The 26173-nt window shown below is 70.2% G+C and carries 24 protein-coding genes and 2 pseudogenes; 13 read left to right on the plus strand and 13 right to left on the minus strand.

The genetic code is table 11. The annotated features are described in order from the left end of the window. Positions 1-112: 112 nt before the first annotated feature. Positions 113-661, minus strand: a complete 549-nt coding sequence (locus tag ACFVXC_RS16740) for an EF-hand domain-containing protein (protein ID WP_389905980.1) — start codon at positions 659-661, stop codon at positions 113-115. Between the two features lie 484 nt (positions 662-1145). Here ACFVXC_RS16740 and ACFVXC_RS16745 point away from each other — a divergent pair, with 484 nt between their 5' ends. Continuing rightward, positions 1146-1802, plus strand: coding sequence for a M15 family metallopeptidase (locus ACFVXC_RS16745; protein ID WP_389905982.1), 657 nt, complete (start codon positions 1146-1148; stop codon positions 1800-1802). Between the two features lie 17 nt (positions 1803-1819). Here ACFVXC_RS16745 and ACFVXC_RS16750 read toward each other — a convergent pair whose 3' ends face one another. The 3 genes from ACFVXC_RS16750 to ssuE all read right to left on the minus strand — a co-directional run bounded on the left by ACFVXC_RS16750 (position 1820) and on the right by ssuE (position 4858). Further along, positions 1820-2965, minus strand: a complete 1146-nt coding sequence (locus ACFVXC_RS16750) for an LLM class flavin-dependent oxidoreductase (protein ID WP_389905983.1) — start codon at positions 2963-2965, stop codon at positions 1820-1822. 47 nt (positions 2966-3012) lie between these two features. Next, on the minus strand, positions 3013-4194 hold the full coding sequence (locus tag ACFVXC_RS16755; RefSeq protein ID WP_389905985.1) for an SfnB family sulfur acquisition oxidoreductase: 1182 nt from the start codon (positions 4192-4194) through the stop codon (positions 3013-3015). A gap of 109 nt (positions 4195-4303) precedes the next feature. Then, a complete protein-coding gene (gene ssuE / locus ACFVXC_RS16760) occupies positions 4304-4858 on the minus strand; it encodes an NADPH-dependent FMN reductase (RefSeq protein ID WP_389905986.1) in 555 nt (184 codons plus the stop codon). A 428-nt stretch (positions 4859-5286) separates the two neighbouring features. Between ssuE and ACFVXC_RS16765 the strand changes: the two genes are divergently transcribed. Continuing rightward, complete coding sequence (locus ACFVXC_RS16765; RefSeq protein WP_389905987.1) at positions 5287-6195, plus strand: LysR family transcriptional regulator; 909 nt, start codon at positions 5287-5289, stop codon at positions 6193-6195. 11 nt (positions 6196-6206) lie between these two features. Here ACFVXC_RS16765 and ACFVXC_RS16770 read toward each other — a convergent pair whose 3' ends face one another. Together ACFVXC_RS16770 and ACFVXC_RS16775 are read right to left on the minus strand one after the other, a co-directional pair. Further along, a complete protein-coding gene (locus ACFVXC_RS16770) occupies positions 6207-6629 on the minus strand; it encodes a glutaredoxin domain-containing protein (protein WP_389905989.1) in 423 nt (140 codons plus the stop codon). Positions 6630-6740: 111 nt separating this feature from the next. After that, positions 6741-7118 (minus strand): STAS domain-containing protein, encoded by a 378-nt coding sequence (locus ACFVXC_RS16775; RefSeq protein ID WP_389905991.1) that lies wholly within the window; start codon positions 7116-7118, stop codon positions 6741-6743. Between the two features lie 330 nt (positions 7119-7448). Between ACFVXC_RS16775 and ACFVXC_RS16780 the strand changes: the two genes are divergently transcribed. Both ACFVXC_RS16780 and ACFVXC_RS16785 read left to right on the plus strand, forming a co-directional pair. Next, positions 7449-7835: a hypothetical protein gene (locus ACFVXC_RS16780; RefSeq protein WP_389905993.1), complete on the plus strand. Its 387-nt coding sequence runs from the start codon at positions 7449-7451 to the stop codon at positions 7833-7835. Positions 7836-8026: 191 nt separating this feature from the next. After that, a pseudogene (locus ACFVXC_RS16785) lies at positions 8027-8695 on the plus strand (YhjD/YihY/BrkB family envelope integrity protein); the annotation flags it as partial. Positions 8696-8748: 53 nt separating this feature from the next. Here the strand turns inward: ACFVXC_RS16785 and ACFVXC_RS16790 are convergent. Continuing rightward, positions 8749-10164: a DUF2252 domain-containing protein gene (locus tag ACFVXC_RS16790; RefSeq protein WP_389905995.1), complete on the minus strand. Its 1416-nt coding sequence runs from the start codon at positions 10162-10164 to the stop codon at positions 8749-8751. 124 nt (positions 10165-10288) lie between these two features. Here ACFVXC_RS16790 and ACFVXC_RS16795 point away from each other — a divergent pair, with 124 nt between their 5' ends. Further along, the gene (locus tag ACFVXC_RS16795) at positions 10289-11593 is read left to right on the plus strand and encodes a diacylglycerol/lipid kinase family protein (protein ID WP_389905997.1); all 1305 of its coding nucleotides are present in this window, start codon (positions 10289-10291) and stop codon (positions 11591-11593) included. Between the two features lie 21 nt (positions 11594-11614). Here ACFVXC_RS16795 and ACFVXC_RS16800 read toward each other — a convergent pair whose 3' ends face one another. After that, positions 11615-12076, minus strand: coding sequence for a hypothetical protein (locus ACFVXC_RS16800; protein WP_389905999.1), 462 nt, complete (start codon positions 12074-12076; stop codon positions 11615-11617). Positions 12077-12256: 180 nt separating this feature from the next. On the opposite strand from ACFVXC_RS16800, the gene ACFVXC_RS16805 reads away from it, so the two are divergent. The 5 genes and pseudogenes from ACFVXC_RS16805 to ACFVXC_RS16825 all read left to right on the plus strand — a co-directional run bounded on the left by ACFVXC_RS16805 (position 12257) and on the right by ACFVXC_RS16825 (position 15778). Beyond that, complete coding sequence (locus tag ACFVXC_RS16805; RefSeq protein ID WP_389906000.1) at positions 12257-12520, plus strand: hypothetical protein; 264 nt, start codon at positions 12257-12259, stop codon at positions 12518-12520. Between the two features lie 177 nt (positions 12521-12697). After that, positions 12698-12793: pseudogene (locus tag ACFVXC_RS16810) on the plus strand (IS5/IS1182 family transposase); the annotation flags it as partial. A gap of 167 nt (positions 12794-12960) precedes the next feature. Continuing rightward, positions 12961-13788, plus strand: a complete 828-nt coding sequence (locus ACFVXC_RS16815) for a helix-turn-helix domain-containing protein (RefSeq protein ID WP_389906002.1) — start codon at positions 12961-12963, stop codon at positions 13786-13788. 109 nt (positions 13789-13897) lie between these two features. Beyond that, entirely contained in the window at positions 13898-14971 is a 1074-nt protein-coding gene (locus tag ACFVXC_RS16820) for a methyltransferase (protein ID WP_389906004.1), read from the plus strand. Between the two features lie 342 nt (positions 14972-15313). Continuing rightward, positions 15314-15778 carry a helix-turn-helix transcriptional regulator gene (locus ACFVXC_RS16825; protein ID WP_389906006.1) on the plus strand — a complete coding sequence of 155 codons (465 nt, stop codon included), beginning with the start codon at positions 15314-15316 and terminating at the stop codon, positions 15776-15778. 109 nt (positions 15779-15887) lie between these two features. Here ACFVXC_RS16825 and ACFVXC_RS16830 read toward each other — a convergent pair whose 3' ends face one another. The 3 genes from ACFVXC_RS16830 to ACFVXC_RS16840 form a co-directional block, all read right to left on the minus strand. Further along, complete coding sequence (locus ACFVXC_RS16830) at positions 15888-18191, minus strand: LuxR C-terminal-related transcriptional regulator (protein WP_389906007.1); 2304 nt, start codon at positions 18189-18191, stop codon at positions 15888-15890. Between the two features lie 164 nt (positions 18192-18355). After that, complete coding sequence (locus ACFVXC_RS16835; RefSeq protein WP_389906008.1) at positions 18356-18841, minus strand: DUF1269 domain-containing protein; 486 nt, start codon at positions 18839-18841, stop codon at positions 18356-18358. Then, positions 18841-19395, minus strand: coding sequence for a DUF1269 domain-containing protein (locus ACFVXC_RS16840; RefSeq protein WP_389906010.1), 555 nt, complete (start codon positions 19393-19395; stop codon positions 18841-18843). The genes ACFVXC_RS16835 and ACFVXC_RS16840 overlap by 1 nt, the downstream gene beginning before the upstream one ends. Positions 19396-19530: 135 nt before the next feature. Here ACFVXC_RS16840 and ACFVXC_RS16845 point away from each other — a divergent pair, with 135 nt between their 5' ends. Genes ACFVXC_RS16845 through ACFVXC_RS16855 form a run of 3 tightly spaced genes read left to right on the plus strand, consistent with a single transcriptional unit; the run spans position 19531 to position 25234 of the window. Then, positions 19531-21024 carry a hypothetical protein gene (locus ACFVXC_RS16845; protein ID WP_389906011.1) on the plus strand — a complete coding sequence of 498 codons (1494 nt, stop codon included), beginning with the start codon at positions 19531-19533 and terminating at the stop codon, positions 21022-21024. A gap of 20 nt (positions 21025-21044) precedes the next feature. Beyond that, positions 21045-23744, plus strand: a complete 2700-nt coding sequence (locus tag ACFVXC_RS16850) for a glucosidase (protein WP_389906012.1) — start codon at positions 21045-21047, stop codon at positions 23742-23744. After that, a complete protein-coding gene (locus tag ACFVXC_RS16855; RefSeq protein WP_389906014.1) occupies positions 23741-25234 on the plus strand; it encodes an alpha-amylase in 1494 nt (497 codons plus the stop codon). The genes ACFVXC_RS16850 and ACFVXC_RS16855 overlap by 4 nt, the downstream gene beginning before the upstream one ends. 22 nt (positions 25235-25256) lie before the next feature. Here ACFVXC_RS16855 and ACFVXC_RS16860 read toward each other — a convergent pair whose 3' ends face one another. After that, positions 25257-25475: an STAS domain-containing protein gene (locus ACFVXC_RS16860; RefSeq protein ID WP_389906016.1), complete on the minus strand. Its 219-nt coding sequence runs from the start codon at positions 25473-25475 to the stop codon at positions 25257-25259. A gap of 176 nt (positions 25476-25651) precedes the next feature. Then, complete coding sequence (locus ACFVXC_RS16865; RefSeq protein ID WP_389906017.1) at positions 25652-26167, minus strand: hypothetical protein; 516 nt, start codon at positions 26165-26167, stop codon at positions 25652-25654. Positions 26168-26173: the final 6 nt, after the last annotated feature.

Below are 26173 nucleotides of genomic sequence, written 5' to 3' on the forward strand. Positions count from 1 at the left end.
AGGTCGAGGAGGAGGGTTCTGGGAAGCCGTCCGTCAGGGAGCCGGCGGACGGTCGGCATGTCCCCGTACCGACCGGCGCGGGGACGTGCGGCGGGAGGTTCGGACGGGAGATTCAGAGGCGGCCGAAGATGTGGTTCGCCGGTGAGTCGGGTTCTTCGTCGTAGAAGAAGGACAGGAGCATCTCGTGCCAGCTTTCGCGTGTCATCCCGTCGTGCGCCGGGGGCACGAGCGTGCGGTAGGTGGCGGCGGCCTCATCCGCGGGGATGCCGCACGCGGCGCCCATGAGACGGATGTACTCCTGTTCGTCCACTTCGCCGTTGTCGTCGGCGTCGCAGAGTTCGAAGTAGGCGTTGGCGGATGGCCGGATCGATTCGGCGTAGGCCGCACGGTCCGTCGCGAGCGACTTCTGCAGAGCGTCGATGAACTCCTCCGGCGAGACCTTGCCGTCGCCGTTCGCGTCCATCGGGGAGATCAAGTCGTCCCAGATCTTGAGAGTCGCTGTCCTGGTCTTCTCGGCCTGATGCGAGTCGGGTGCCAGGTTGAGCGCGTCGACGTACCGGCGCGCGACGAGTTCGAAGTCCCCGCGCGTGAGCGTACCGCTGCCGTCCGCGTCGATCGCGGTGAAATAGCGCTTGAGCTTCCGCTCCCGGATGTTCTCCATCAAGTCCTCCTCGTTGACCACGAAGTTGCCATGGGTGATAACAGGGAGGCCGGGACTTGGACACGGTCGGGTTGTCACCTGAAGGATCTAATTACCGGTTGCGGGGTTGATACCTGCGCCCCGCGCTCGCGACTGCGTGCGACTACCGACGCGGGAGCCGGGGGCTGGGGGCGGGGGCTGCAATCCGCTTGATGCGGACTTGCAGAGAATTTGCAGCGGAGTGCGCCACGCTCTGTGTGTCGGCGGGTGAACACGCCGACGGCAACGGGGGATCGCAGGAAACAACGGGGGACTCAGCGGAATTCATCGGGGGAAGCACGGGGGAAGGCCACTGATGCCTCGTACGGCCCACACCACCGACACCGTCGGTCGTGTGGGCCGCTCGTCGCGTAGCGCCCCTGCCAGGGCACGGAGGGGACTCCGGGGGCGGGCGGCAGCCCGTCCCCGGAGCTGTGCCCGCCGGCGTCGCCACGAAGGGGCAAGCATGTCGTCGATCATCCTCATGAACGATCCCAGAGTCGTCGGCATACCGGTCCAGGAGTGCGGCGAGGCCCTCGTCGACCTGCGCCAGCTTCCCTTCGTGGACGTCGACGACCGCCTCGCGGACGGGGCCGGGGCCTACGCCCGGCTCAGGGAGGGCGTCGCGTGGCGCCTTGCCCGCGCGGCCCGGCTGCTGCCCGAGGGCCTGCGCCTCCTGGCGACCGAGGGGTACCGTCCGCTCGCCCTCCAGATCCAGTACTTCGAGGAGTACGCCGCCGAGCTGCGGAAGGCCAACCCCGACTGGTCGGACGAGTATCTGCGCCAGCAGACGAGCCGCTCCCTCTCGCCGCCCGAGGTGGGCCCGCACGTCGCGGGCGCCGCGATCGACCTCACCCTGTGCACGGCCTCCGGCACCGAACTCGACCTCGGCACCCCGGTGAACGCGAGCCCGGAGGAGAGCGACGGCGCCTGTTACATGGACTGTGACCGCATCTCCCCGACCGCCCGCCGCAACCGCCGCACCCTCACCGCGGCCCTCGCCACGGCCGGCCTGGTCAACTACCCCACGGAGTGGTGGCACTGGTCCTACGGCGACCGCTACTGGGCCCTCACGACCGAGACCCCCACCGCGCGGTACGGACCGGTGACGCTCGACGGCTAGGGCGAGTTGGGTGCCCCTTATGAGGCGAACGGCACCGCCGCCGGTGTCGCGTCGAGTGACGCGGCGGCAGGGTGGCGCCACAGACCCCGCGCGGCGAGCTGTGGAAGGACACCCTCGCCGAACCAGTACGCCTCCTCCACGTGCGGGTATCCCGAGAGCACGAACTCGTCGATGCCCAGGGCGTGGTACTCCGCGATGCGGTCGGCTATCTCGGTGTGCGAGCCGACCAGAGCCGTGCCCGCGCCGCCGCGCAGCAGGCCGATACCGGCCCAGAGGTTCGGGTAGATCTCCAGGCGCTCGGTGGAGCCGCCGTGCAGGGCCAGCATGCGCTTCTGGCCCTCGGAGCCCGAGCGGGCCAGGCCCTGCTGTACCTCGCTGATCACGGCCGGGTCGGTGCCGGAAAGCAGTCGGTTCGCCTGCGCCCAGGCCTCGTCGGCGGTGTCTCGGGCGATGACGTGCAGCCGGATGCCGAAGCGGACCTCGCGGCCCTCGGCCTTCGCCAGTGTGCGGATCCAGCCGATCTTCTCGGCGACCTGGGTGGGCGGCTCGCCCCAGGTGAGGTAGACGTCGCTGTGCCGGGCGGCCACCGGGCCCGCCGCCTTCGACGAGCCGCCGAAATAGACGGGCGGCACCGGGCTGGGGAGGCGAGTGAGGCTGGCCTGTTCGACGTGTTCGTGCGCTCCGTGGAAGTCGACGGTCTCGCCACGCCACAGGGAGCGGATGATGTGCAGGAACTCGTCGCAGCGGGCGTAGCGGTCGTCCTTGCCGAGGAAGTCTCCGTAGGCGCGCTGCTCGTGGTCCTCGCCGCCCGTGACGATGTTGAGGAGCAGGCGCCCGGCCGAGTGCCGCTGGTAGGTCGCCGCCATCTGCGCGGCGAGGGTCGGAGTGACGAGGCCGGGGCGGAAGGCCACCAGGAACTTCAACCGCTCGGTCGACTCGACCAGCATCGCGGTGGTCAGCCAGGCGTCCTCGCACCAGGCGCCGGTGGGGGTGAGTGCTCCCTCGAAGCCCAACTGCTCCGCTGTGCGCGCCACTTGAGTGAGGTAGGCGAGCGTGGCGGGGCGGTCGCCCCCGGCGGCACCGGTGGGTACGCCATGGCCGCCTCCGACGATGTGGCGACTGTCGCCGTTGGTGGGCAGAAACCAGTGGAAGGTCAGGGTCATGGGTGGAGGTTTCCTCTGCGGTGGTGAACGCGAACGCGGTACCGGTCTCAGACCAGGCCGTTGCGGGGCGGTGGGGTGTCGTTGAGCTCCCAGCCGCCCAGGTAGCGGAGCTTGAGACGGCGTGGGTCGTGGAGGGTGTGGGTGCGGGCGTTGCGCCAGTGCCGGTGCAGATTGAGGTCGCGGTCGGCGGCGCGGGTGCCGATGAGTTCGAAGATGCCGCTGGACACGGCCAGGGCCACCGCGTCCGACTGCGCGCGGGCGGCGGCCACCGCGGCCGACGCCTCGGCGGCTCGCTGCTCGGTCAGGTCGGCGCGGGCGGCGTCCAGGGCGTCACCGGCATCGCGCAGCAGGGCGCGCGCGGAGCGCACCTTCAGGGCGAGCTCGCCGAAGCCGTCGATGACGGCGCCCTCGTCGGCGGCACGCTCCACGCCCGCCTCCAGGCGGGGGCGGGCCAGCGTGTGGATGAGCCGCTTGCCCTCGCGCAGGGCGCCCACGGCGATGCCGGTGTCGAGAGCCGCGTGCAGATACTGGCCGAAGGCGCCGAACACCTCGTCCTTCTCGAAGATCGTGTACACGGGCACTATGTGCTCGGCGGGCACCCGCACCTGATCGAAGCGGACGGTACCGCTCCCTGTGGTGCGCTGGCCCATGCCGTTCCAGTCGTCCTCGACCTGCACGCCGGGGTGGTCGGCGGGGACCCAGGCCGCGTGCGTACGCCCCTCCTCGTCGTTGGCGTACACCGGGATCCAGTGCGCGAACAGCGAACCGGTCGCGTAGAACTTGGTGCCGTTCAGCACCCGGCCGCCGTCCGGGTGCGACTCGAAGCCGATGGCGAACTCACGGGCCGTGCGGGTGCCCCGTTCGGAGAGCGCGTTGCCGAAGTGCCGCCCCGCGAGCACCTCGCGGTAGAAGAAGGCGCGCTGCTCCTCGGTGCCCGCGTGGGCCAGCACATTGACGAAGAAGTAGTGGTTCTGCGGGATCTGGCCGATGCTCGCGTCCCCGGCCGTCAGCTCGGTGAACACCTCGCCCAGACTGCGGGCACCGAGCTCGGGCCCGCCGTGCGAGCGGGGGATCGAGAGCGTGAAGAGACCGGCTTCGGTGAGATCGCGCACCTCCTCGTACGGCAGATCGCGCTCAGCATCGCGGCGTGCGTCGTCGGCGGTCAGACGCTCGGCCACCCGGCGGGCGATCGCGATCGCCTCCGTGTCGGAGGCGGGGATGCGGGGCATGGGGCGGGCCTTTCGGGTGCGAGCGGGTGGGAGCGGGAGAGGGAGAGGGAGCGGGAGAGGGGAGAGGTCGTTGGTCGACTCGGTGCGGAAGGGAAAGCCGATTACCCCTTCACGCCGCCGCGAGCCGTGTCGGCTCCGCGAGCACCTCGTGGAAGCGGTCGACGACGGGGGTGAGCCCGGCATTCGCGTCGGGCGTGAGGCTGACCGTCCCGTCGTCGGCGGCCGTGATGTGGCGGTCGAGGACGAACCAGCCCTGGGCGACCTCGGCGCCGAGCGAGGTGAGGACGGGCCGCAGCGCGTAGTCGACGGCGAGGACATGGGCGGGGGAGCCGCCGGTGGCCAGCGGCAGGACGGGCTTGCCGCGCAGCGCGTACTGCGGAAGCAGGTCGAGGAAGGTCTTGAGGACGCCCGAGTACGCCGCCTTGTAGACGGGGGTGCCGACCACGAGCGCGTCGGCGCTCTCGACGAGGGCGACAGCTTCGGCGACGGCGGGGTGGGAGGTGTCGGCGGACAGGAGCGCGTCGGCGGGCAGGGTGCGGACGTCCAGTGTCTGCACCCGGTGGCCTTGTGCGGCAAGGCCACGGCCCAGGTGCTGGACGAGACGGGCGGTGCGGGAAGAGCCGGGGGCGGAGGCGCTGCCGGTGAGCAGGAGAACGGTGGCCATGGCGGAAGTCCTTCGGGTACGCGGCCACGGGGGCCGGTGGAGAGAGGCGAGGGAGAGACGGGGGCGGGGAGGGGCTGCCCGCGGGGCCTGCGGACGCGCGCGATCGCGAAGGTCGCGGCGTGGCCGGATACGTGCGATATGACCCGTCAGTCAATCGCGCGGGCCGTCAAAGGGCCCGGCGGTACGGAGAGTTCGCGGGTTCACGCGCACGAGAGGGAGTTCAGTGCCCGGCGGATGCTCAGCGGCCGCGGCGACAGCAGGCGCTGCACACCAGCGCGAGGTCGACGTACCGTCGCCGCGTCAGGTGGGGCCGCACTGCGTTCATGTCCTCGATTCAAGCAGCTGCCCCCGCAGGCGTCGAGTCGGTAATCGCTAAGCCCTGATAGGGTTTCCCTCCCACAGCAGGTGTTCGGTGAGGGGTGCGCGGGGTGCGGACAGAGCAGCTGGAGTACATCGAGGCTGTCACCCGGCTCGGCTCTCTGCGCCGGGCCGCGGGCGAACTCCACCTTTCCCAGCCCGCGTTGAGCGAGACCGTGCGGAACCTGGAGCGGGAGCTCGGCGTCTCGCTCCTGGACCGCCACCGCTCCGGAGCGAAGGTCAGCGACGAGGGCCGTGAGCTCCTGCCGCACATCATCGGCGTACTGGAATCGGTGGACCGGCTGCGCAGGGCCGCGCACGACCAGCACCAGTCCAGCCGCGTCGTTCGTGTCGGCACGGTGAACGCGGCCACGGCCCCGCTCCTGGTCCCCGCCGTGCGCGCCTTCCGGGAGACCCACCCGGCGACGCAGGTGGAGATAGTCGGCTCGCAGCAGGACGACATCCACCGGGGGCTGCGCGAGGGCCGCTTCGACCTGGGCCTGGTGAACTACCTGGACGGCGACGACACCCCGCCCGACTTCGACACCACCGAGCTGCTGCGCGGCAGGCCCGTCGTCTGCCTGCACCCGGACAGCCCGCTGGCCCGGCTGGACGTCGTCTCACCCGCCGACCTGGAGACGGAGCCGTTCATCGCGATGCGCGCCGGCTATGTGATGCACCGCTACGCCCATCGCCTCCTCGGCGGTTCCACGCCGTCCTTCGCCTACTCGACGGACGGCGCGGAGCTGGGCAAGTTCATGGTGGCCGAAGGCCTCGGTGCCGCGCTCCTGCCGGACTTCAGCGTCGCGGGTGACCCTCTGGAGCGGGCCGGAATGATCACGCACCGACCGCTCACCGACGAGACCACCCGCGTTCTGGTGGTCCTCCAGCGTCGCCGCAGCGAGTCCTTCCCGAGGGCCGTACGGGAGCTGCACGCGGCTTTCGTGGCGAGGGCGACGGGACTCAGAGAACGTCCGTGAGCCGAGAAGTCCTACTGCTCCCGTACCCATCCAGGATCGGGGTTGACGTGCGTTCGGCCCGCCACGACGACAGTCGGAACCGTCTCGTTGCCGTCGTTGGCCGCTCTGACCGCCGCCGCGCCTGCGGGGTCGCGCCAGATGTTCACCCAGTGCACATGGCGGGCGCCGCGGCCCAGCCGTACGCGCAGCCGCAGACAGTACGTGCAGCCCGGCCGCCAGAAGACGACCGGCCGACCGTCGACCGCGCTGCGGCGTCGCGCCTCCAGCGCGCTGATCGAACGCGGGTAGATCAGAGGCGAGTTCACGCCTGCGAGCAGGACGAACACCAGCAGCAGTGCCGCGGCCACGCCGAGGTTCCCCTTGGAGATCGGCCCAGCGGCAACGACTGAGCCGCTGACCAGCAGCAGTATCGGCAGAATCCAAGCGCGCGTCATGAAGACACAGGCTATCGATTGAGGGCCACGCCCGCCGTGTCGGCCCTGGCGGAACGCGCGGTACGAGGCCAGGAGCCGGCCGATCGTGGACAGCGGCTCCGATCGGAGTGGTCAACCGGCCTCTTCGATGTCGGGGCTGCTCAGCGCCGCCCTGAGGCTCGGCACGGGGGCGAAGGCCGGAAAGAGGCCGGTCACCCGCAGGATGCGCAGGATCAGCGGGTGGTCACAGACCAGTTGCAGCTCTCCGCTGTGCTCAAGGACGCGTCGCCGGGCCCGGCACATCAGGCGTAACCCCGAGCAGTCGAGGAACTCGACATGGCTGAGGTCGATGATCACCGCGAGGGCGGGATGTGCCGTGTGTGCGTCCAGCGCCGGAGCCATGTCGAGGGCCGCGCTGACATCGATCTCGCCGTGAAACTCAAGGACCACATAGCCCTGAGTGCTGTAGGTGTGCAGATGCCCGGTGGCGGGCAAGGCGCCGTCGATCATGATGGCATCCCCGGTGTGGACGAGGCCTGACATGTGCCGAGAAGGAGAAGGGTCGGGCTCACTCACCGGGGTCCAGGGTGATCGTGCGCGACGAACCGGAGGCCAGGCCGCGGCACACTTAAGTGCCGGGCCCGCGGCAGCGGTCCGCGCACCCCGCATCCGCCCTGGTGGGGCAGGGAAGCGAGAGGGTTCCATAATGGACCCATTGGGCCGAGTTGGCACTTGTCCGGGGCATCTCGGTTTGATTGCCGTGGGATTGGCGAAACGGTATTGGCGCTGGGCGGGCCGGACCGTGCGGTTGACTGGAAGCCGCGCGCGTGGCGGACTTCCGTGGACGTGCTGGCCGAAGTGGCCGCGGCGGTGCTCACGGCATCCGGGGCACCGAGGCCACTGGCCCACCGGATGAGCGCCGCGGCACGCGTCGCGGCGCACTGCGTGACCGGTCACAGCAGGGCGGCGCGCGTCCGTCTGCTGATGACCGTGCACGAGAACCTGATCGCGCTGGCGGTGACCGACTACGACGGGAAGAGCCCAGGACCACCGCCCTGGTGGCCGGTATCACGCCACGACACCCTCGAACTCGCGGGACCGCGCCCCGGCATCGCCCCCTTGGCGGCCACCTCGAACGCGGACGGCCTGCCACTGCGCCGCGCCCCGGAGGGGCATATGCGCCTGGCCATCTGTTCGGCCTGGCAGACGGTTACCGCACCACCTTGATCGTTGGACTGCCTCACGCGGTCACCGGCGTACGTCACCCGGAGCGGGCGACGTGCCGCACAGCGGTGGCCCCGAGGGTGTCCGACAGGAGCGGGCTCCTGCTATGAGAGGACACCGTCATGCCGATCCTCGCGGCCCTGCCGCTGGCGGGGCGCGTCGTCCAACAGCTTGTGCGCGTCACCATTCTCGACATGTCGACTCGGCTTGCGGCGCAGGCGTTCCTTGCGGCGCTGCCGATGCTCATCGCAGTCGCCTCGTTCAGCCCACACGCCGTCCGGCAGGAACTGCTGCTCTCGCTGCGCACCATGCTCGGTTCGAGCGGGCCCGTGGTGGCGCGGGCCGAAGTGGTCTCCACGGGCGGGGACACCGCGTTGCACAACTGGGGAACGGTGGGCGTGCTGGTCGCGCTGCTGTCCGCGACGGCCTTCACCCGCGCCCTGCAGCGGATGTGTGAACGCTCCTGGGACCTGCCCCGTTCCGCTGTGCGGCTCGTGGCCTGGCGCTGGGCCGTGTGGCTTCTCGTGTGGATCGCGATGCTCATCGTGCAGGGCGCGCTGCACCGGGCGTTCGGCGCGGGCCCCGTCCTGGGCGTCCTCCTGCAGTCGCTGGCCGCGGTCCTGATGTGGTGGTGGACCCAGTACCTGCTGCTCGCGGGCCGGGTGCCCTGGCTGCCCCTGCTGCCGGGGGCCCTCCTCGCGGGCACAGGAGGGGCCGCTTTCAGCGCTGCCTCGGGGCTGTGGCTGCCGCGCGCGCTACGGATGAGCGAGCAGCGCTATGCGGCACTCGGTTCGGTGTTCACCGTGCTGTCCTGGCTGATCCTCTACTTCACCACCATCGTGTTCGGCATCGCCGTCGGCCGGATACTGGCCCAGGAGGAGTTCCTGCGCCACTGGCTCGGCGGGCCGACGGCCGCTCAAGCCGATCCCTCCGACACGGCGGTCACCCGGCCGTCCCGCACCGCGGCGGCCAACGCCCGGTGGTCGCGCTCGTTCTGGTCGGCGTACGACTCCGCGAATCGCACCAAGGCCCGGTCGAAGGAGTCGGAGCCGCCCAGATAGGCAGCGATGGCGATCCGGTCGCCGGAGCGCGCGTGCGCGCGGGCGAGGGTCGCTCCGCACATCCGGCCGAAAAGGCGCATGACGTCCGGGGTCATCAACTCGGCCTGGGGGATGGCTTTCCAGTCCCGCAACTGCCTTATGTAGAAGTCGCGTTGACGACCGTCGAGTCCCTCTTCGATCCGTTCCCAGCCCAGGAACATGTCGCTGGTCGCCTGCATCAGACGCTGGCCTGCGACGACCCGTTCCCCCTGGTTGACGTGGCTGCTCGCGCCGGCGAACTCCGCGAGCACCGAGGCAGGCGCCTCCTTCGCCTGCAGCAGGAGCGGATCGCTGTCGTCGCGGCCGAGCAGCAGGATGATCCAGCAGCGGGTCCCCACGCTGCCCACCCCGACCACCTTGCGGGCCATGTCGACCACTCGGTACTGGGCAAGCAGCGCCCGGCGGTCGGCGGGAAGCGTCAGCGCGTACCGGTCGACCAGTTCCCGCAGTTGCTGTTCCAGCTGCTTGCGCTCGACTCCAGGCAAGAGGCCGTCGAGGGGCGTGATCAGGGGTGGGTCGGCGGTGATCCGCAGCTGGCCGTCGACCACCCCGGCCAGTTTCTCCAGCGCCTGGAGATGGTCACGGGTGCGGGCCTTGCTGAGCGTGCGGGACACCCTCCGCCGCGCGCGCGTGTCCAGCCTGGCGGACATCGCGGCGTACAGTTCCTCCGCGTCGATCCGTGAGTACCACACGTCGATCGTCCGCATCCGGGCGAACTCACCCATCGACTTGCGGTACGAACGCACTGTCGTACGCACCACACGGGCCCGTTCCGTCGTGCTGAAGCCGCTGTCGCGCCCGGCGATGACGAGGCTGACGGCGAGCCGTTTGACGTCCCACTCCCACGGGCCGGGCAGCGTCTCGTCGAAGTCGTTGACGTCGAACATCAGGTGCCGCTCAGGCGAGGCGAGCAGCCGGAAGTTCAACATGTGGGCGTCTCCGCACAGTTGGGCCCGCAGCCCACTGGCCGGGGTGGCGGCCAGGTCGGTGGCCATGATGGCCGCCGCTCCGCGGAAGAACCGGAACGGCGACTCGAGCATGCGGCCGTACCGGATCGGCACGAGTTCCGGGATCCTGTCCGCCGACTGCCGCTCGATCACGTCGATCGGGTCGGGCCGGTCCGGCGCGGGCGCGAACTCGGCGTGGTCGGACCGCCGGGCACGGGTCCGGCCGGCCCTTCCCAGGGCCGCCCGCTCCTGCGGGGTGAGGTGACGGTGCGCGGTCTCGGTCATGGGGTGCTCCCTTCAGGCGCTGAGGACTCTGGGCGCGAACGGGCCGCCCGGCGTCACCCCGTCGGTGTGAGGTCGCCTCCCAGGGGTGAGGCCCGGTCCGTTCCGGGGCCGCAGACTGAGAGACATGGAACCGACGATGCGAGGGCAGCGATGGCTGGCCCGTGCGTCCCTGGCATCCGCCGCCGCCGCGGTGCTCGTGCTCGCAGTGTTCGCGGGGTTCAGGACCTTCGCGCTGCTCGGCGTGGGGCTCGCGGGCCTGGCGATCACGGCAGCCGCGGTCTGGTGGATCCTCAGCAGGCGGGGCCTGCTGAGGATCCTGGCGGTGCTGCTCGCGCTCACCGCTCCGATCTGGGTGGTGGTGGAGTTCACCCGGGCCCGGCTCTCCTGGGTGGTCGTGGCGTCCGGAGTGCTGTGGCTCCTCTCGGCGGGCACGGGCCGAGCGGCCATCGCCCGGCACACGGTCCCGGACCCGATGCCGGAGAGGCCGGCGGCGGCCTTCCGCCACCCGGTGCTGATCATGAATCCGCGTTCTGGCGGAGGCAAGGTGCGCCGCTTCGCGCTGCGCGAGCGGGCGGGCGAACTGGGGGCCGAAGTGGTGCTCCTGGAGTGGCGCGGCGAGACCGATGTGGCGGCCCTGGCCCGCAAGTGCGCGGCCGAGGGCGCCGATCTGCTCGGGGTCGCCGGTGGCGACGGCACACAGGCGCTCGTCGCCGAAGTCGCTGCCGCCCTCGACTTGCCCTTCCTGGTGATACCGGCGGGCACCCGCAACCACTTCGCCCTCGATCTGGGCCTGGACCGCGAGGATCCGTCGAAGGCTCTGGACGCGTTGCACGACGGGGTGGAGCTGCGGGTGGATCTCGGTCGGGCAGGCGGGCGGCCCTTCGTCAACAACGTGTCGTTCGGCGCGTACGCCGAGGTGGTGCAGAGTCCCGCCTACCGGGACGACAAGAGGCGCACCACACTCAAGCTGCTGCCGGATCTCCTTGTGGGCCATGGGGGCGCGCGACTGACGGCGCACGCCGGGGACCACGAATTCTCGGAACCGCAGGCCCTGCTGGTGAGCAACAACCCCTACGGCACCAACGACGTCGCCGGGCTCGGCCGCCGGACGCGGTTGGACGCAGGGGTCCTGGGCTGCGTCGGCGTGCGGGTCACTAGTGCCGCACAGGCGGCGGGACTCCTGGGAGGAGGGCAGTCCGCCGGACTGACCAGGGCGACCGCCGCCTCCGTGGTCGTCGACGCCGATCAGGAGGAGATCCCGGTCGGTATCGACGGCGAGGCGGTGCGGCTGGGCGTACCCGTGCACTGCGAGGTGCGGCCCGGGGCCCTGCGGGTGATCGTGCCCCGGCTCCGGCCGGGTACGTACCGGGAGCGGCCTCGGCTCGACTGGCGTCTGATCGGCAGGCTCGGGCTGACCTCCAGGCGCTGAGGGGGACCGGCTGGCCTCCGGCTACAGAGGCGCCCCGTAGACCTTGTGTGCCTGGGGGTGGCCGTACATGGTCAGCGACCAGATCACCAGGATGTCGAGCGCGATGAGGATGGCCGACCACACCGGCTGGTACGGCGTGAAGAAGAAGTTCTCCAGGGCGCTGAGCGCCGCGACGACGATCCCGACGACGCGGGCCCAGGTACGGCCGGTGAAGATGTTGAACGCCGCCGCGACAATGACGACACCGGAGAGCAGCTGGACCCAGCCACGGATGTTGACGTCGAAGTCGAAAGCGTAGTCGCCCTGCGACTGGTCGTAGTTGTCGCCGAGGATCGCGGAGAGTCCCGCGATCGCGTTGAACGCGCCGACGATGCCAAGGACGCACACGGCGAAGACGACTCCGCCGAGGGCGACCGGACTGATGTGGGGCTGCGGTTCGGGCGTACTGGAACGCGCCTTGTCCCCAGAGATCTGCTCCGCCATGTCGAACCTCCCTCTCGGTGAACCGGAGCATCCGCCCGGCGCCACCTCGCCGGTTCACCCGCAGCGGATGAGCCCGGCAGCCCCGGCGGGGCACCGTCACCCGCGCAAGGTGATGCCGTTCGGCCACACCGCGGCGAGGATGGCGGCCGATGGCCAGGCCGTCGTACAGGAGGTGTCGCCATGGGCGGGGCACAGGAGGACTCGGGGCCCGGACCGGCCGGGACGCCACCCGGCGGCGCCGACTTCGAGATCCGCGTCCGGGGCAGGATCGGCGAGGCCTTCCGGTCGGCGTTCGGAGAACTGACGGTCGTGCTGCGTCCCGCGGAGACAGTGCTGGTGGGAGCGGGGCTCGACCAGGCCGCGCTGTACGGGATCCTCGACCGCATCCAGGCGTTGGGGCTCGAACTGCTCGAGGTGCGTCGGCTGCCCGGCCCCAGCACCTAGACCGCGGCACGGGCGCGGGCGTGTATCGAAAGTGGATCTTGGGGTGAGGTGATCGTGCTTCGTGGCACGTGGAGATCTGACGGGTACGCGGTGGGCCCACCTGGAGCCGTTGTCGCCCAGGGGCAAGAGGCCCGTGCGTCCACCCCCTGGCCCCGCTCGTACGACCTGTTCCGCCGCTGGCAGCGGATCTTCGCGGCGCTGCGGGCCCAGGCCGATGCCGAAGAGCTCATCACCTGGGACCTCAGCATCGACTCCACCGTCAGCCGGGCGCACCACCCCATCAGCCGTACGTGGCCCCAGCTGAGCCCAGGGTCCTCGCTCTTGTGAAGAGCTCCACGGCTCAGGCTGTTCGGGAGGGTTCGGGAGGTGGCCCTGGGGACGGGACGGCGCACGGAATTTTCGTACAAGACAGGACCCCCGAAGTCGGGGACGGTAGAGGCATGCGCAGCCAAGAAGTGGGAACCACCTCCACGGATCGCGATGCCGAGGACGGCTGGGAGGTCGCCCGCCCCCTCGGCGGCGCATCCCTCGACGGCGTCCGGATGGCCGGATTCCGTGACCGCATCGCCGCCGGGCTGGATATGCGGGTGTTCCCCCAGCCCTCCGTGATCGTCATCATCGGGCTCGGGGGCGACCCGCTCACGGTGGAGAGTGCCACTGGGCACCAGTCCATGAGCAGCTTCGTGGCCGCGTTGTCGCACGGCCCGGCGCGCGTCCGTGGCGAGCGCTTCGAAGGCGTCGAAGTGTGCTTGTCGCCCCGGGCCGCCTATGGGCTGCTGGGCGTCTCCCCGCGCGAACTGGACGGGGCCGTCATCGGACTTGAGGACCTTTGGGGGCGGCACGAGCGACGTCTCCGCCAGGAGTTGACCGACGCCACGACGTGGCGGGAACGCCTCGCGCTGACGGACGAGTTCCTCACGAAGCGGGCTATGGAGGGACCGTCGATGTCGCCCGAGGTCGCCGCGACCTGGGACACCATCGTGGCCCGTCGGGGCCGGACAAGGGTCGGTGACCTGGCCGCGTCCTGCGGATGGAGCCGCAAGCGGCTGTGGTCCAGGTTCAGTGCCCAGATCGGCCTCACCCCCAAGCGTGCCGCCATGCTGGTCCGTTTCGACCACGCCGCCCGAGCGCTCCGCGCGGGCGAGAGCGCCGGCGACGTCGCCCTTGTGTGCGGGTACGCCGACCAGCCCCATCTCCATCGCGACGTACTGGCCCTCGCCGGGTGCACGCCGGGCGCTCTGGCCGGCCGGGCTACGTCAGCCGACTGACCCTGGCCCACACCGAAGCGACCGGCCACACGCACGAGTGCCCGCGCCGGTTCATGCACCTACCACCACACGAAGACACGTACCACCACACGAAGAAGGGGAGGCACCTGTGACGAACACCGATGTCCGAGCAGCAGCAGGCACGGCCGACCGCGATCTGATCGTCCGGCTCGCGTTCGGGAGCATGGCCGCGCAAACCCTGCGCGCGGCGGTCCGGTTGAGGGTGGTGGAGCTGGTGGGTGATACGCCCCGACGGGCCGCCGATGTGGCTGTCGACGCCGGAGCCGAACCCCAGCCCATGACGCGGCTGCTGCGCGCCCTGACCGGGCTCGGCTTGATGCGAGAAGACGCCCCCGACTCCTTCTCGGTGACCCCGGCGGGTGCGCTCCTAGACCCTGGCCGCCCCGACTCGCTCACGTCGTTCGTGGGGATGTTCACCGAGCCGGTGGTAGTACGCGCCTGGGAACATCTGGACGACAGTGTCCGCACCGGCGAGGTCGCGTTCGACACCGTCTTCGGCACGGACTTCTTCAGCCATCTCGCCCAACACCCCGAATTGTCGGCGGAGTTCAATGCGGCGATGAGCCAAGCCGTCGCGGAGACCGCTGCCGCGCTGCCGTACGCCTTCGACTTCGGCCGGTTCACCAGGGTCACGGACGTCGGTGGGGGCGGGGGAACCCTTCTGGCCGGTGTGCTCGCCGCGCATCCGGGCCTCACCGGGGTGGTCTTCGACACGGCGGAGGGTCTGGCCGAGACGCCGAAGACGATGGAGCGGCACGGACTGAAGGAACGCTGCTCCCTGATCGCCGGGAACTTCTTCCGTTCGGTCCCCGGGGGCTCGGACCTCTATCTGATGAAGAGCGTCCTGCACGACTGGACGGACGACCAGGCGGTCACGATCCTGAGCCACTGCCGCGAGGTGCTGCCACCCGGTGGCCTCGTCCTGATCGTGGAACCCGTGCTTCCCGAAGTCGACACCGGCGTGGAAGCCGACGTCACCGACGGCGGAGTCACCTACTTGAGCGACCTCAACATGCTGGTGAACGTGGGCGGCAGGGAGCGCACCCGAAAGGACTTCGAGGAAGTGTGCCACCGTGCGGGCCTGTCCCTCAGCTCTATCACCCCGCTCACGGAAGCCGCACCGTACTCCCTCATCGAGGCCGTGGCCGGCGCGGCCGACTGACGGCAGGCCATGTGACGCGGGGTTACGTGAAGACGGACAAGGTGAGCTCGCCGGGGGCCCGGGGCGCCTCGGTGGACGCTCGGGCCTCTTGCCCCTGGGCAACAACGGCTCCAGGTGGGCCCACCGCGTACCCGTCAGATCTCCACGTGCCACGAAGCACGATCACCTCACCCCAAGATCCACTTTCGATACACGCCTCAGAGGTCAAGCTGGACCGCGGCACGGGCGCGGCTCGCGGGGAGGGCCGAGTCTCGTCGAAAAGAGCCGACGGGCGTCTTCCGCAACCGTGCCGACCGCCCCAGGGTGTAGGGGTAATGCCCAGCACATGGGGAGGTGAAGGGCATGTCCGTGACGCTGTGCGCGGAGCCGGGGAACGGCTCGCGGGGAGTGACGGGCGAAGTCTCCGTCCTGAACGGGCGGTTGCATGTGCTCGGCGGAGAGGTCCAGGCGGCCGATTCGACCGTGACGACCTGTCTGGTCTGGTTCGCAGGAACCCTGGTCAGGATCGCGGGGGACGTGGGCGATGTACGCAGCGCGGGTGTACTGATGGGGGAAGCGGCGGCTGTACTCGCGCTGGTGCCCGCGCAGCCGAAGCGGCCCGTACCGCAGCCGACGGAGTCGTTGACGCAGTGTCAGCTGGCGGTGCTGTGCCGACTGGAGCACGAGGTGCCGCTGCGGCAGATCGCCGACGACTTGTATGTCTCGGTCAACACGGTCAAGAGCCACGTCCGCGCCGTCTACCGGAAACTGGGCGTGAACTCCCGGGCCGAGGCGGTGGAGCGTGGCCGTGCGCTGAGGCTCGTGTAGGGCGGCCGGGGAGTCCCCGCTACCTTTCCAGTTCCAGTTCCAGTCCCTGTTCCAGTCCCTGTTCCAGTCCCTGTTCCAGTCCCTGTTCCAGTACCGGGATCAGTTCTGGCTACAGGAGCTGGAGTTCGCGTGCTCGCCGGACAGCGGCCGAGCGCCGGGTCACGGCGAGCTTGCGGTAGACGCTCTTGAGATGTGTCTTCACCGTGTTCACCGAGAGGTAGAGCTCCTCGGCGATCTCCTCGGTGGTCATCATCTGAGCCAGCCGGCCCAGAACGTCGCGCTCGCGCGCGCTGAGCCGTTCGGTGGGGGCCGACGGGGCGGTGATGAGGGCGAGCGTCGGCCGCGTGGCCGTGTGCTGCGGTAGGGAGGTGACGGTGAACCTGCGACGGGCGGAGTCGAGCAGGGAGGCGCAGGCCGGCACCACTGCCCGCAGCACGGGACGTGGCAGCCTGGACGTGGCCGCCACATCACCGATCGGCGCGGGCGCCGAACCACCTCGCTCCACCGCAGTGGCAAGACCCGCCACCAGGGAGCCGACCTCGGAGAGGAACTCGTCCGGCAGGCCGTCCAGCACGGCCCTGACCCTGGTGAGTTCGTGCCGGGCCCGGCCGGGCTCGCCACGCGCCAGCTCGACCCAGGCGCGCACGAGGTGCAGGGACGCCTGCGAGCGCTCCGCCACGGTCCAGGAGGGCAGGGGCGGCTGGACGGCCTGGGCGGCGAGTTCGTCGGCGCCCCGGAAGCGGCCACGGAGCGCCTCAAGAAGCGCCAGTTCGACGAGGCAGTCCCGGCGCAGCGCACCGTTCCCCGCGACACCCGCGGCCTTGAGCCCCCCGGTGAGGGAGGCCTCAGCGGCCTTGAGGCCACCGGCCCGCAACTCTCCGCTGCCCCGGATCGCCAGAGTGAGCGCGAGGATCTCGGGGTGCTGCGCCAAGGCAGCCTGCGGCAGGCGAGTCAGGGCCGACTCCGCGTCGGCCGCGGCGGCGCGGGCCTCATGGGGGTCCCGGGAGCGCAACTGATCCATGCGGATCACGGCATGGGCCAGGCGGCACCGGGTGGCGCGGTCCTCGTCCGCCGTCAGGTCCGCGATCAGCCGCTCGGAAAGGTCGAGGTACCGGCAGCACCCCGGGTCGTCGTCGCGGCCCCGGGCGACCGCCGCGGCGAGCAGTACGGGTTCTGGGCTCTGTGTCGACAGCTGCTCGGGCGTCTTCCGGGTCAGCTCGTTCGACAGCCACAGTCTGCTCAGACCGAGCACCTGACCGATCGCGAGGTGGTCCACGATCAGCCGTCCTGCCTGGTCCCAGTCGCCCGCGGCGAGCAAGTGCCGCACGGCGTCGGCCAGCAGACCGTGTTCGCCGAGCCAGGCCGCCGCGCGGCGGTGCAACGGGGCGACCAGGCCGGGCTTCTCGTGGCGCAGGCACATCCGCAGCACGTCGGCGAACATCTGGTGGCACCGGTACCAGCCCTGGCCGACGGGTTGCAGGAACGAGTTCTCCCGGACGAGAGCGGGGAAGTGCCTGCCCGCGTCCTCGCCGGAGAGCTCGACGGCCAGTTCGGCGTTCACATGGTCGAGCACACTCGTCGTAAGGAGCAGTCGGCGCATGCCGTCGGGCTGTATGTCGAGGACCTCCTCGACGAGGTAGCTGGCGATGGCCTCGTCGTCGCCGGCGAACTGGGCCACGAACCGTTCGGGATCGCTCTGCTTCTCCATGGACATCGCGGCAAGGCGCAGCCCCGCCGCCCAACCGTCCGTGCGCCGCCGCAGCGCGCTCACCGTCTGCTTCGGCACGTCGATCCCGTGCTGGGCGAGGAGCGCCGTCGCCTCCCGGTCGTCGAAGGCGAGGTCTCCGGTCCGCAGCTCGGTGACCTCGCTGGTGAGGCGGCCGCGGTGCAGATGCAGGGGAGGATCCCGGCGGGCGAGCACCACCAGGCGCAGCACCCCCGGCAGGTGCCGCAGCAGGCTGCTGACCCCTTCCGCTATCGGGGATCCGGGAGCGGGCTGGAAGTCGTCAAGGACCAGTACCACCGGCTCACCGCGCTTGCTCAGACCGGCGGCGAGTGTCGCCACGAGCAGCGATTCCGCCTCCGAGGTGTCGGGCTCCGGCACGTCCACGCCGGTCTCGCGCAGCGCGGCGATCACGCGCGGCCAGAAGACGCGGGACCGCTCGGTCCGGCCGTCGCAGGTGACCCAGGCGAGCGGTCCCGGCAGGCGCCGGGTGTGCGCCCATTCCAGGGCGAGGGCCGTCTTGCCGGCGCCCACAGGGCCCACGATCACGGTCAGGGGCCCGAGAACGCCTCTCGCGAGGCGGTCGGTCAGGCGGGGCCTGGGAACGAGCCAGGTGGGCACCGGGGGTGCTGTGCGGGCGGCCTCCTGGTTCGGGTCGGTGTCCCGTGAAGGGCTTGAGCACTCTGCCATGGGCGGCACCTCGCTCTCGGAGCAAAGTGGTGCGGCTGCGGCAAGTATGGGGTTGCCAGGGCAGCGGGAGCGCACGGCAGGCGCCATCTCACCCGGGTGAATTTCCGGTGGGAGACGGCGCCTGCCGAGGCGGCCCGGGTCCGGAGCGGACGGGCCGCCTTCGGTCACTTCTGCTGGAGGGCCTCGATCAGTTCCTCTTCTCGGTCCTTGGTGAGAGACGTGCGGATCACGGTGGGGTTGAAGGGACGTACCGCGTCACGTACGCGGTCGGGTGTCGAGCGCCGGACGAGAGCGAAGAGAGCCGCGCGTCCCGGTTCGAGGGTGCTCGCGGTCTCCTTGACGAAGGCGTCGTTGATGCCGATGTCGGAGAGCTTTCCGGCGATGGCTCCGGTGGCGGCGCCCACCGCGGCACCGAACACCGGCATCAGGAAGAGCATTCCGAACAGCGAGCCCCACAGGGCGCCGCCGGCCGCGCCGGTGGAGGTGGTGTTGAACGTCTGGTGCACATGGAGCTTGCCGTCCATGGTCCGCCAGGCGATCGCCGCGTCCTCCAGGTCGAGCAGTTCCTGGCGGGACAGTTCCTTGGCGAGGCGCAGAACTCCTTCCGCCTTCTCCTTGTCCGAGAATCCGAGTACGACGAGATCGGCCATCAGGCCCTCCTCCGTGGGTTGCGGGTCTTCGGGTCCAGCCGGGCCTCAGGTCGGACCGGGTCACCCAACTTCTGTGCCATCGCCGTGAGTTCGGCGAGGACGGGAGCCAGTGCCTCATCGGTGAGGAAGCCCTCGGCGACAGGGACGGCACCGGCGTCACGGAGGGCTTTGCGCAGGTACTTGGCCCACACGTGTTCCAGCAGGATGAAGGCCGCCGCGGCCCCCGGGTCGAGGGACTCGGCCATCTCCCTGATCTCGCTGGAGGTCAGGCCGAACGCGTTCCCCTCGGCCAGGCTCGGGTACACCTCCTGCGCCGCCCGGGTCTGCTCGTTCGAGATTCCGAGCAGCGCGGCGACCGTCTCGCCCATGCCTTCAGCCTGGAAGTCGAGGGCGAACAGATTCCCTCCGGGCTCCTTGCGGACGAAGAGCATGTCGAGGACACGGATCTGTCCGTTCGCCTCCAGGATCCCCAGTTCCTCGATGATCCGTCCTTCGAACTTGGCGTCGGGTCCGAACTCGACCGTCAGGAGTTGTACCGGTCCGATCCCAGCCATCGTGTCTCCTCTCGGGAAAGTGCCGCCGTCATGGCCGTCATCACAGCGTCGGCACCGGGGGCGGCGCGTCACCCGCCGCAGGTGAAGGAAGCCGGCGCGGGCGCCGGGACGGTGGGAGGCGGAGGTGCGACGCCCATGACGCATCAAGAGACACCGCAAGGGGATGCGGCCGGGCCCGCTCGTGACGCCGCCGGGCCCGCTCGTGACGCCGCCGGGCCCGCTCGTGACCCCGCCGGGCCCAACCGTGTCGGCGCCGACGAGGCCGAACTGGAGCGGCTGCGTGCGGAGGTCGGTGAGCTGCGTGACCGGGCAGGGACCGAGCGGCGGCGCCGGGCCCGTCTGCTGTCCGTGCGACGAGTCGTGGCGGCTGTGCTGATCGCTCTGGTCGCCGTCCTCGCGGTCACCTCGGTCGTGGGGGTGTGGGGCTCGCGGACCACCCTCGACACGGACCGCTGGATCGCCACGGTGGGGCCGCTGCCCGAGGATCCCGACGTGAACGCCGCCGTCTCCACCTATCTGACGCGCGAGATCCTCGACCGGGTCGACGTCGAGCAGCGGCTCACCGACGTGCTGCCGCCGCGCGCTTCCTTCCTGGCGGCGCCCGTCACCGGGGCGGTCCACGACTATGTGCGGGACTCGATCTCCAAGCTCATCGCCAACGACAGGTTCCAGGAGTTGTGGCGTGCGACGAACCGCCGCGCCCACGAGCGGATCGTCGCGGTGCTCGAGAAGGAGAACGAGAACGTGCGGGTGAGCGGCGACACGGTCACCCTCAACCTGCTCCCGATGGTCAACAACGTGCTGCGGTCCCTGGAGGAGCAGGTGCCCACCATGTTCGGCAAGAAGCTCGATCTGCCGGCCGTCTCCTCCGGCGAGCTCCCGCCCGGCCTGCATGACCGCATCGAGAAGGCGCTCGGCGTATCGCTGCCCGAGAACTTCGCACAGATCCGGATCTACAACCGGCACGAGCTCGGTCAACTGCAGGAGACGGTACTGCTGTTCAAGCGCGCGGTGGTCGGCCTGGTGATCGCCGTGCCGGTGCTGCTCGGGCTCGCCCTGTGGATCTCGCCCCAGCGGCGACGCACCCTCCTCCAGCTCGGCCTGTGGCTGGTCGTGACCGTCACGGTGCTCTCGACCGTGCTGCGGGCGGTGCGGGACCAACTGCTCGGCGAGGTGCCGTCGGGCGTCTACCGCGACGGCGCACGCGCCGCGATGTGGACGGTGTTCACGACCCTGCGCGACCGGGGCGACCAGTTGCTGTGGCTGGGCGCCGCCATCGCCGTCCTGGCGTATCTGGTGGGACCCGGACGCCTGCCGAAGGCGCTCCGCCGGTACGTGGCGCGGGGCGCACGGGCCACCGGCCATGTCATGGCCAAGGCCGGGGACCGGGTGGAGAGCGCGCGGGTGCGGCCGTGGCTGGCGCAGCACGCCGATGTGCTGCGGGTGGCGGGTGTCGTCGTCGCGGCCGTTGGCGCGTTGCTCCTGTCGTCGTGGACCGGCCTCTTCGTGGTCGGCGCACTGCTGGCCGCGTACGAGATCGCGCTCACCCTCGTCGCCCGGGCGGAGGGCTCACCCCCGGAAGGTGAGGCGGGTCGGCAGGCCCCCGCCAAGACTGGCGCATCCGGTTGACCTAGGGCAGGGAGACGCGCATGAAGACGCGGACGCACGCCGGGCGGATCGGACCGAAGGGCGACGGGAGCGGGCGGTCGCGCCTGTGGGGTCCGTATCTGAGCGAAAGGCAGTGGGGCACGGTCCGGGAGGACTACAGCCCCGGCGGCGACGCCTGGTCCTACTTCCCGCACGATCACGCGCGCTCACGCGCCTATCGGTGGGGCGAGGACGGCCTCGGCGGCATCTGCGACGAGAAGCAGCGCCTGTGTCTGGCCCTCGCTCTGTGGAACGGCCGCGACCCCATCCTCAAGGAGCGCGCCTTCGGCCTGACCAATGGTGAGGGCAATCACGGTGAGGACGTCAAGGAGTACTACTTCTACCTCGACAGCACGCCCAGCCACTCCTACCTGCGGTACCTGTACAAGTACCCGCAGACAGCGTTCCCGTACGACGACCTCGTGTCCGTCAACCGGGACCGCACGCGCCAGGAGTTCGAGTACGAGCTCATGGACACCGGTGTGTTCGACGAGGACCGGTACTTCGACGTGACGGTGGAGTACGCCAAGGCGGACCACGACGACATCCTGATGCGGGTCACCGTCGACAACCGGGGTCCCGACGAGGCGACCCTGCACGTGCTGCCGACGCTGTGGTTCCGCAACACCTGGTCCTGGGGCGATCACAACGACGAGGAGTCCAGGCCACGGCTGCGGGCGGTCGACGGGCCGAACTCGACCGTCACGATCCGGGCCGACCACCCCGAGCTCGGCAGCTACGACCTTCGGTGCGCCGACTCCGTTCCGCTGCTCTTCACGGAGAACGAGACCGACAACGAGCGGCTGTTCGGCTCGCCCAACGCCACTCCCCATGTCAAGAACGCCATCGACCGGTACGTCGTCGCGGGGGAGGAGAGCGCCGTCAACCCGGCGCGGGAGGGCACCAAGGCGGCCGCCCACCACACGCTCACCGTCCCCGCGGGAGGGTCACAGACCCTGCGGCTGCGCCTTGGCCCCGCGGGGGAGCAGCTCTCCCTGTCCCGGGGATTCGACACGGTCTTCAAGGACCGTATCGCCGAAGCGGACCAGTTCTACCGGGAGTTGACCCCCGAGCGCGCCAGTGAGGACGAGGCACGCGTCCTGCGCCAGGCTCTGGCCGGAATGCTCTGGTCCAAGCAGTACTACGGCTTCGACCTGGAGAAGTGGCTGAGCGAGCACGACATGACCCCGTGGAGCTCGCCGCGGCCGGGACTGCGCAACGACGAGTGGTTCCACATGGTGAGCGACGACATCGTCTCCATGCCGGACAAGTGGGAGTACCCCTGGTTCGCCGCCTGGGACCTGGCGTTCCATGCCGTGGGCCTGTCCGTCGTCGACGTCGACTTCGCCAAGGAGCAGCTCGAACTGCTGCTGCGCGACACGTTCTTGCACCCCAACGGTCAGATACCGGCCTACGAGTGGAACTTCGGCGACGTCAATCCGCCCGTGCACGCCTGGGCCGCGTACTTCGTGTACACGGTGGACAAAGGCACGACCGGCAACGCCGACCACGCCTTCCTGGAGCGCACCTTCCAGAAACTGCTCACGAACTTCACCTGGTGGGTCAACCGCAAGGACCCCGGCGGCCGGAACATCTTCCAGGGCGGCTTCCTCGGCCTTGACAACATCGGCGTCTTCGACCGCAGCGCCCCCCTGCCCACCGGAGGCACCCTCGAGCAGGCGGACGGCACCGCCTGGATGGCGCTGTACTGCCAGTCGATGCTGCAGATCGCGATGGAACTCGCCGAACAGAACCCGGCCTACGACGAACTGGTCCTGAAGTTCGTCGAGCACTATTTGTGGATCTCCGCCTCGATGGACCGGGTCGGGGACCTTCAGGACGAGCTGTGGGACGAGGAGGACGGGTTCTTCTACGACGTGCTGCGTCTGCCCGACGGGCAGGCGGTCCGGCTGAAGGTCCGGTCCATGGTGGGACTGCTCCCGCTGTGCGCGTCGACCGTCTTCCGGCCGGACCAGCTGGAGCGACTGTCCGGTCTCGGCGATCGGCTGCGGCGGTTCGCCGAGCGGCACCCCTCGCTCTCCGTCTCGCTGACCGCGGCGCAGACCGGCGTGGCGGGCGGTCCGCGGCTGCTGTCCGTCCTGGACGAGAAGAAACTGGTGCGCGTACTCGCCCGGCTCCTGTCCGAGGACGAGTTCCTGAGCCCCTACGGGATCAGGGCGCTCTCCAAGGTCCACGCGGACCACCCGTACACGTTCTGGGTGCACGGCGAGGAGTACAAGGTCTCCTACCTGCCCGCCGAGTCGGACACCGGCATGTTCGGCGGCAACTCCAACTGGCGCGGCCCGGTCTGGATGCCGATGAACGCTCTCGTCATCCGCGGACTGCTCAACCTGTACGGCTTCTACGGCGACGATTTGACCGTCGAATGCCCGACCGGCTCGGGGGTGCAGATGAACCTCTACGAGGTCGCCGAGGAGATCAGCTCCCGCCTCACCGGGATCTTCCTGCGCGGCGACGACGGCGGGCGACCCGTGTACGGAGGCCAGGCGAAGTTCAAGGACGACCCGCACTGGCGTGACCTGGTCTCCTTCTACGAGTATTTCCACGGAGACAACGGCGCTGGTATCGGAGCCTCGCACCAGACCGGCTGGACCGGCCTCGTCGCGGCCCTGATGAAGATCTTCGGCACGTTCGACGCGGACGACTTCCGCTCCGGTGCCCCGAGGAGGCAGAAACGATGACCGAGTTGCCCGCGCAGCCCGTCGTGCACGAGGTCAACACCCGCGTATGGCTGAGGGAGACAGGCCTCCGGACCGGTCGCCCGGCCGGCCTGGCGGACGTACCCAAGGACGTATGGGACGAGATCACACCCTCCGGGATCGACGCCGTCTGGCTGATGGGGGTGTGGGAGCGCAGTCCGCAGGGGCGCGCCATCGCCCTGGAGAACCCGGCGCTGCGCGACGCCTTCGCCGCAGCCGTCCCGGACATCGGCGAGGAGGACATCGCCGGATCGCCGTACTGCATCCGCCGGTACGAGGTCGACGCGGCGCTCGGCGGCGCAGCGGGCCTGGCCGCCGCCCGGGCCGAACTCGACCGCAGGGGAGTCGGTCTGCTGCTCGACCACGTGCCCAACCACGTGGCCCCGGACAGCCCCTGGGTGACCGCGCACCCCGAGTACTTCGTGCGGGGTGACGCCGAGGACGCACGGCGTGATCCGGCCGGGTTCATCGACACCGGGAGCGCAGTGCTGGCGCGGGGCCGCGACCCGTTCTTCCCTCCCTGGCCGGACGTGGTGCAGCTGAACGCCTTCGCCCCGGCCCTGCGGCGGGCGACCGAGGAAGTGCTAGAGGGCATCGGCGAGGTCTGCGACGGAGTGCGCTGCGACATGGCGATGCTGATGATGAACGACGTCTTCGCGCGGACGTGGGGCGAGAGGGCCGGGCCCCGGCCGCAGGAGGACTTCTGGCCCGAGGTCGTGACCGCCGTCCGCCGTCGCCACCCCCACATGGTCTTCGCCGCGGAGGCGTACTGGGATCTCGAATGGGACCTGCAGCAGCAGGGGTTCGACTTCTGCTACGACAAGCGTCTCTACGACCGGGTCCTGAACGAGAGCGTCGAGTCGGTCCGGGGGCACCTGCGGGCCGACGAGCAGTACCAGCGCGGCCTGGTCCGGTTCCTGGAGAACCACGACGAGCCGCGGGCCGCCCGGACGCTGACTCCGGCCAAGGAGCGGGCCGCGGCCGCACTGATCGCCACGCTGCCGGGCGCGACCCTGTGGCACGAGGGCCAGTTCACCGGGCGCCACGTCCACCTGCCGGTCTTCCTCGACCGCCGTCCTGACGAACCGCCGGACCCCTCCCTGAGGGCCTTCCACGAGCGGCTGTTGTCGGCCGTGCGCCGCAGCGGCATGCGGACGGGACGGTGGCAGCTCCTCGACTGCGACGGTTGGCCCGACAACGAATCGGGGCGTGACCTGATCGCCTCGTGCTGGTCCGGCGAGGCGGGCCGGTTCCTGACCGTGGTGAACCTCTCCGATCATCGCGCGCAGGCACGTATCCGGCTCCCGTGGGGAGAACTGGGCGACGGAGTATGGGAGTTGGCAGGACTCCTCGACGCCGAGCGGTACGAACGCCCGGGTGGGGAGCTGACGACGAGCGGGCTCTACGTCGATCTGCCGCCGTGGGGCACGCACGTGCTCTCGGTCGTCGCGGCGGGCGGGCCAAGGACCTAGCCCTTGAGCCCCCGGGCCCTGGTCACCGGTCGCCCGGTGCACCAGGGCCCCAGTCCGTGCCACTGTCCGACCGGAACGCGTCCACGGCGGCTTCCACGGTGGGGTAGAAGCGGCGCGCGTCGAAGGTACGGGCAAGGCCGTAGCGCTCGACCTTGCGCCGCACCGTGTCCTTGAGCTCGGCGAAGACCAGGTCCACGCCCAACTCCCGGAGTGCCGCGTCCAACTCCTCCAGGCCGGCCACGCGACGCCGGGGCGAACACCAGGACCACGTGATGCCGGGCGCCCCGACGATCTACAGCGTCAGGCGGTTGGCTCTCGGGTGAGGGGCGACTCCTCGCGCCATGTGGCCGACAACGTCCCCGAGATCTTGCCCAGTTCTGCCGTGTGCGCCCGGTTGTCCTTCATGGGCCACCTCGGCTAGTAGACGGAGTCCTTCTCCACCACGCACAGGGCCCAGATGATGAACCCGTCCATGGCGATCAGGATGATGGACCAGAGGGGGTGGTACGGGAGGGACAGGAAGCTGGCGATGATCATCAGCGACGTGATGACGATGCCCGTGACCCTGGCCCACTTCGCGGCGACGAACAGGCCGAAACTGACGGCCACCGCGATCGCGCCGATGAAGATGTGGATCCAGCCCCAGGCCGTCAGGTTGAACTCGAAGGTGTAGCCGGGCGTGGTGACGAAGATGCTGTCCTTGAGGACCGCCATGAGACCCCGGCAGAAGTCCATGGATCCGGAGAGGAACAACAGAACCCCCGCGAAGATGGTCAGACCGGCGGCCGCGGTCTGTGTCGCGCCCGGGGTATGGCGCCGTGTGGTCGAGGTGGCCATGGCAGAACCTCCGTACTCAAGGCCGTACTCGATGAGGGTGCCGATCGCACCGCTGTGCCCCGAGTGTCGCCCCAGACCGGTGCCCCCGGTCGTCACCCTCCG

Origin of the sequence: Streptomyces sp. NPDC058257, assembly GCF_042881845.1 — a bacterium.
Lineage (GTDB): Bacteria > Actinomycetota > Actinomycetes > Streptomycetales > Streptomycetaceae > Streptomyces.